At 59.2% G+C, this 6,483-nt stretch carries 7 protein-coding genes; 4 read left to right on the top strand and 3 right to left on the bottom strand.

What is annotated here, in order from left to right:
• On the bottom strand, positions 1-232 hold a 232-nt coding region (locus TX76_RS18445), incomplete at its 3' end, for a hypothetical protein (protein ID WP_228842420.1).
• Positions 233-625: 393 nt separating this feature from the next.
• On the opposite strand from TX76_RS18445, the gene TX76_RS17800 reads away from it, so the two are divergent.
• The gene (locus TX76_RS17800) at positions 626-808 is read left to right on the top strand and encodes a hypothetical protein (RefSeq protein WP_154019121.1); all 183 of its coding nucleotides are present in this window, start codon (positions 626-628) and stop codon (positions 806-808) included.
• A gap of 991 nt (positions 809-1,799) precedes the next feature.
• On the opposite strand, the gene TX76_RS16105 is transcribed toward TX76_RS17800, so the two are convergent.
• Both TX76_RS16105 and TX76_RS16100 read right to left on the bottom strand, forming a co-directional pair.
• Entirely contained in the window at positions 1,800-2,801 is a 1,002-nt protein-coding gene (locus TX76_RS16105) for a tyrosine-type recombinase/integrase (RefSeq protein ID WP_079890869.1), read from the bottom strand.
• Complete coding sequence (locus tag TX76_RS16100; protein WP_049903890.1) at positions 2,798-3,307, bottom strand: hypothetical protein; 510 nt, start codon at positions 3,305-3,307, stop codon at positions 2,798-2,800. Before TX76_RS16100 ends, TX76_RS16105 begins: the two co-directional genes overlap by 4 nt.
• A gap of 51 nt (positions 3,308-3,358) precedes the next feature.
• On the opposite strand from TX76_RS16100, the gene TX76_RS16095 reads away from it, so the two are divergent.
• From TX76_RS16095 to TX76_RS16085, 3 genes are read left to right on the top strand one after another with little or no spacing between them, the layout of a single operon-like run.
• A complete protein-coding gene (locus TX76_RS16095; protein WP_228842419.1) occupies positions 3,359-4,048 on the top strand; it encodes a TIGR00341 family protein in 690 nt (229 codons plus the stop codon).
• Positions 4,049-4,051: 3 nt separating this feature from the next.
• Positions 4,052-5,233, top strand: a complete 1,182-nt coding sequence (locus TX76_RS16090) for a hypothetical protein (RefSeq protein ID WP_049903889.1) — start codon at positions 4,052-4,054, stop codon at positions 5,231-5,233.
• Positions 5,234-5,249: 16 nt separating this feature from the next.
• Complete coding sequence (locus tag TX76_RS16085) at positions 5,250-6,266, top strand: beta propeller repeat protein (RefSeq protein ID WP_049903887.1); 1,017 nt, start codon at positions 5,250-5,252, stop codon at positions 6,264-6,266.
• Positions 6,267-6,483: the final 217 nt, after the last annotated feature.

Raw genomic sequence — 6,483 nt, 5'->3', positions numbered from 1 at the left:
TTTTTGTGGTTAGAAACCTCCCACTCGCCGGGTAGGGTAACTCGACTAGTAAAAATCTGAGCATTTTTTTGCCTGAGATTTCCGATTTCATGAGCACCCCGGCCGTACCAGCACGGTCGTACTTTAATACAGTCATGAACTCACCAAAAGATTTATATACTTGGGACTCTAAGGGGTACACGTAGGGCGTTACGCCCTGCACCTCGACATAGTGTCGGGACGATACTTCCATGAGGGCCTTGCGGTCCTTATCTAAGTCATCGGCTTTTGGCTCCGGCCGAGATAGGAGCCAACCCCGAGGCAAGAGGGGATATATCAGCAAGTGGCACTTCCGGGGCTACCCGGAAGTTGAAAGGTCGGGTTACCTTGACCCCAAAAAATCCACTCCGCCGCATGACTAATGTCGAGAAGAAGACAACTATCACCGTGAGCCGGGTCGACCGCAACCGGCTTAAAACGGTGAATCAGGCCGTGTACGACGGAAACGCGAGCGTCGGGCAAGTCGTTAGCTATTTGCTCGACAATAGCGTGTCCGTCCGTAAGATCCCGTCGAAAACTGGCGAACCCGAACTAATCGTGGAAGAAACTGGAAAGAATTAACAAAATGAAGTCAGTCACCCTAAACATGTCAGATAGTACCGCCCGACAACTACAGTCATCCGTCAAAAACGATAAAGCTGAGTTAGCAAAAGCAAAAGCGCACATATCCGGTAGAGATATGGACGCAGCCGAACTTTCCGAAGAATCCGAGGCGAGTCTCGAAGAATCCGTAAAGTTCGCTATCGCAAAGCAGGTCCGCGAGGAATAAACGACTATGGACGTAACCGTAAGAGATGTGTCCGAATCAGAACTTTCTCAGCATGAATTTGAACATCAATTAGTCTCGGCTATCGCCCGATCGTGTGACGTTTCCCCGCAGGAAGTGTTGGAGCACGACAAGATTGCTCTAAAAACTGACGGTCTTTCGGTCAGATCCGAGGATTTTGCATGAGATTTTGGGACTATCTGCGCGGACGTGAACAGATCGAAGTGACCCTATCCCGCGAGGCATTGGTTCACGTTCTGCGCAAAACGGAGGATTTTAACTACAAAAATCAGGATCGAGTCAAACAGATCGACCCTCCTAACGTAGATGTAAATTTATCCCTCGAAGAATCTGACGTACCGGCCGAAAACGACTTCGACGACGAAACAATATCTCGTGCGGAGCGACGGTTAGAGGTCCTGCTATGGGACCATTTCGACCTCAGGAACAAGTAATGGATATTACAGTAACACTCGAAAGCGAAAACGCCGAAGGTATCCTTATCCGGCGAACACTCGACACGAACTACCCACGGAAGACGGATGCTAACTCGCTCGCCGATCGACAGGGAGAGGTATCAGTCCGGCTCGACGGGGACAGTATGCAGGCCGACCAAGACCTAACCGAGGCGGACGAGGACGAGATACGTCGGCGACTTGAGACGATTTTGTACCGAGAGCTTCGGTTAGGGACGTAAGGTTTAGAGCGGTTGAGACGGCCTTCCTTTAAATTTATCTTGTTTTACCCGTAAATAAGTAAACTAATACGCATTGAGAACTTCATGAATTTAAGCATATTGCAGTCAGAATTAAATCCCTTCGTTTCGATCCATCTCAAGCTGACGAAAAAGAATCTCTACGATAATATCTGACGCCTCCTGCCCGAAATGAAGTCGCTTTAATCCGACCGCTCCCTCGTCGAACGAAAGGGGCGCGGGGCGATCGTTTGTTTCGAGAAGATCGGGTCTGGACGTAAGAGGTGTAGTTCGACCGAACTATTGCTCGGTGCCCGGCCCGAACCGTCGAGCACTTTCTTGAGCATCTTCTTGAGCCAAATCTAAGTACCTTTCGCTTTGCTCTAATGAGGCGTGTCCGGCGATCGTCTGAAGGTTTTTGACCGACATTCCGTTACGTACTGCTTGGACACACCCTCCGTGTCGCAAACTGTGAAATCCGTACTTATAGCGGTTGTGTCCGTTCTTATCGGTGTATAGAGTTTCCTGCACCCCGGCCCGTTCACAACACGCCTGAAATATCTTGTTCGCACGTTCGCCATTCATCTTCGCCGACCGATATGTATTGAAAAGATACGGAGACTCCTCGGCTGAATGGAGAGCCGATCGGTGGACATCTACCCATGTTGACATAAGGAAGTCTAAACTCGGGGCGTAATAGACCTCCCTGTTCGTGTGGGCTTTTTCACCCCGAATATTGATTGTACGTTCATCTTGGTCTATATCAGATAGACGAATGTCTACAATTTCTGACCGACGGGCCATGGTTTGGAACCCCAAACGGATCAATAGTTCGTCGCGCACGGGGTTCTTCTCGACATGTTGAACGATTTGCTCTAACTCCTCGCGTTCGACCGCATGAATGTCCTCGCGGAGAGCCTTCGCTTTCTCCGTCCCTGAATGAAGCTTACTCCACCCGGACGTGTCGAGTTCTTCGGCAGGGTTCTCCTCCGGTACGTTCGGAACGTCGAACCCCTCGGCCTGCATAGTCTCTAACTCTTTGTAGAACATAGACACTCCCGTTTTCTGGGATCGTACCGTACTCGCCGAATATCCATCTTGTAGGGTATCGCGCAGGTGTACCCGCAAATCAGCACGGGTCGCATCGAACGGGTCGGTATCAGTTTCTTGACACCATTGGAACCATTTTTTGGCTGCATGGTAGTACCGGTTTGCCGTGCCCTGAGCACGTGTGACCGAGAGATTATCCCGAAACTGTTCGATCAATTCCTCGTGCTGTTCGATCGGTTCCTGTTGATTCATTGGCTTGTCCTGTAGTACACGGTCCGGTTCTCCGCATCGATCCGTTCGGCCATAACGATAGTCGATCCGTCCGACAAGTCTTCAAGTACCTCCCGCACCCTGCTGGGTTCGGCCCCGATCCTTTGGGCAATCTCGGTCGCACCTAACCGGTCGTGGTCCGATCCGCCCCGACCATACGGTAACATCTCATACGCTACCCGCTGGAGGTCAATCTGAGCGTTCGAGGAGGTATCCCGTTCTATCGCCCCGACCCGATCATTCAGACTGTCGAGACTGTTCCGTATTTCATTGAACATTTCTTGAGTCTCGCCGGACGTTTCCGCGTCGGCCGTTACCTCCCCCTTGCGGTGGGAGGGAACCCCTCCCGTGCCACGTGCCATGTATGTCTCGACACCCATTCTAATCAGGTGCGAAAGGCTGTCCGGTTCGGGGTTCGACTCGGCAAAGTCCTCCCACCGGGCCTTTTGCTCGGGGGACAGTTTGAGATTGATTTGGCTCCGTGCCATATCGGTAACACGGAGCGGATGGGTATAAGTTCTATGTATTAGTTCAGTATGATGACCGCGATCAGCGCGGTGGTCGCCACCGCGGGGGTGATGCTCGAATCGACCGCCGTGTTGGTGGGATCGATGGTGATCGCGCCGCTGATCGGCCCGCCGATGGCGACCAGCGTGGCGACGGTCATCGACGACGGCAAACTGTTCGCGCGGAGCCTGAAGTTCCAGGCGATCGGCGGGGTGGTGGCGATCACCAGCGCGGTCGGGTTCGCCCTCCTGATCCGCTCGACGAACTTCATCCCGACGGGATTGAACGTCGATCGGGTGCTCCGGCTCAGCAACCACACCGCGCCGAGCTTCCTGCTGGTGGTGATCGCACTGAGTGCGGGCTTTGCGGGCGCGATCAGCCTCTCGACCAGCGCGACGATCGGCCTCGTGGGCGTGATGATCGCCGCCGCCGTGATCCCGCCGCTCGGGGTCGTCGGCGTCGGTATCGCGTGGGGGCGGCCGACCGCGGTCCTCGGCTCCGGTGCGGTCGTGCTCCTCAACATCCTCTCGATCAACCTCGCCGCGATCATCTGCCTGTGGTATCTCGGCTACCACCCACAGAGCTGGTCGGAGCTCCGGAAGGCCCGGAGCACGATGCTCCGGCGGGTGATCGTGCTCGCGACCCTGGTGATCGTGCTCGCGACCTTCCTCGCCCACCTCGCGACCGGCACGCTCGACGGACTCGTCGGACTGCTTCTCTGACCCATGACTCACGATACCCCTTCGGACGGGACGAACCACGAGACCGACGAATCGAGCGACGAGTACACCACCGAGCGCGACAACGTCCTCGGGGCCATCGCTCCGGCGCTCCGGCCGGTAGTCGCGTTCGTCGTGCGGCTCGTCTGGATCGTCGGCCGGCTGCTCGTCGCTGGCGGTCGGATCGCGGTCTCGTATCTCACCGAGCGCGACCGCCGGATCGCGGCGCGACGGTGGATCCTGCTCGAAGGCGATCGGTGGACCATCGTCGGTGGGCTCGTGACGAGCGTGTTCGCCGTGGCGCTGATCGGCGGTTTCACCGACGTGGTCGGGATCGCCGAGGCGGGCTTCGTCACGAGCCTGTTCGGCGGGATCATCTCGGGGCTGTTCTCGTTCGTGCCGATCGTGGTCGCGGTCAACCAGCTCACGATCTCCGAACTGTTCGGCACGCCAGACCGGCTCCGCGAGCGCATCGAGAGCGTGGAGACGTTTCGGGGGACGATCGAGAAGCGCCTCCCCGACGTGGCCGTGAGCCCGACCGATCCCGGGGCCTTCCTCGCGGTCGCCGCCCGGGTGCTGTCGCGGGAGGCGGAGTCGCTCCGCGAGACCGGGGTGGAGAGCGGCGACGCGGAACTCCGAGAACGGATCGACGAGTACGTCGAGGGAGTGACCGGACAGATCGAACAGCTCAAGGCCCGAGCCGAGGAGGAGCACCTCCCACTCATCGACGTGCTGTTGCCGATGATGGGCGACGGCTACGCCGAGAACATCAACGCTGCGCGGCGCATCCAGAGCGAGTGTGCCGGCGCGCTCACCGCGCGCGCGGACGGTCTCCTCGACGATCTCCGCGAGCTGTACCTCGGGCTGTCGATCCTCAGACAGTACTACAAGGCGCTGTACATCCAACAGGAGCTCGCGCGACTCTCGCGGCTCATCGTGTATTCGGGTCTCGGTGCGTTCCTCGTCTCGGCGTTCCTCATTCTGATCTTCGCCGACGGCGCGCCGCCGGGCGGCCACGGTCCCGGCATGGTGGTGTTCGTGAGCGCCGCGCTCGCGATCGCGTTCGCCCCCTTCGCCGTACTCTTTTCGTTCATCCTCCGGATCGCCACCATCGCGAAGCGGACGGCGTCGCCCGGCGCGTTCACGCCCCGCGGCGAGACGCCGGACTACCGACAGAACGAATGGTAATCCGGAGGACGACTCGATGACGCACGACGATATGCAATCGACGGCACCGACAGCACTGACGCCACGGACGCGACGACACTCCCGACGGAACGTGCTCGCGCTCGCGGGGAGCGTAATCACGGTCGGGTTCGCGGGCTGTCTGACGGGCGATGCGACCACCGAACACGGCTGGCAGCGTGTCGACTCCCCCACGAAGAGAGCGCTCCACGATGTGGTACTCTCTGCGGGCGGCCCCGTCGCGGTCGGCGAGAGCGGCCGCGTGCTCGTGCGGACCGACGGCGATTGGGAGACCGTCGCCGAGAGCGGACCAGGCGGCGCGAGCAACGGGCTCGTCGGTGCGGCCGTCACGAACGACGGCGAACGCGTGTGGATGTGCGGTGACAGCGGCGCGGCGGGCTACTACGACGTCGCGGACGACGAACTGACCGACCGCTCGGCCCCGAGGGAGAAGACGAGTTCGTGGGAAGACGTCGCGGTCGTCGGCCAGACTGGCGACGAGCGCATCTCGCTCATCAACGGCTCCGGCGAACTGCTCGTCGGTCGCAACCAGCAGGGAACCATCCAGTGGGGCGAGGTCACGAAACCCACCGACGGCGATAGCGCCAACGCCATCGCCGTCGACGGAAAGGCCGGCTACCTCTGCGATACGACCGGTAGCGTCTATCGGAAGCCCGCTGGCGGGCGGTGGGACTCCATCGGGATCGACGACGTGGACACCGACCTCCACGACGTCGCGACCCTCGACGCCGACACCGTCACGGTGGTCGGCGACGACGGCACGATCTACCTCTACAACGGGTTCAACTGGGTCTCGCTCGCGACGGTCGAGACCGCGCTCCACGCGGTCGACCGACGGGACGGCCGCGGAGCCGCGGTCGGTCCCGGCGGGACGGTCATCGCCGTCGACGGCAACGAGTGGTCGGCGGCCGACACATCGATCTCGAAGACGCTTCACGGCGTCGCGCTCGGTACGGTCGAGTTCTCGGATGTCGCCGTGGGGGCCGACGGCACGATCCTCGAAAACTTCCGATGACGCCGGCGATCGACCGTCGTAACCTGGTTCGACGCCGAACGGACGACCGCTTCAGCTTCGATCGCCTCCGATGTGATAGATAATCTCACGGATGGAACGATTTATTGCATCGGAGAGAATACGAAAGCATGCACGCCCACCTGGGGTGATGCGTCCGACTGCCGGGCGTGGATGAACTCCGGGGTGCCAGCCAGCGGTTCCTGCGCCGAAACGGAAC

The sequence above is a fragment of the Halococcus agarilyticus genome (assembly GCF_000334895.1).
Classification (GTDB): domain Archaea; phylum Halobacteriota; class Halobacteria; order Halobacteriales; family Halococcaceae; genus Halococcus; species Halococcus agarilyticus.
This window is presented reverse-complemented; position numbering and strand designations above follow the sequence as displayed.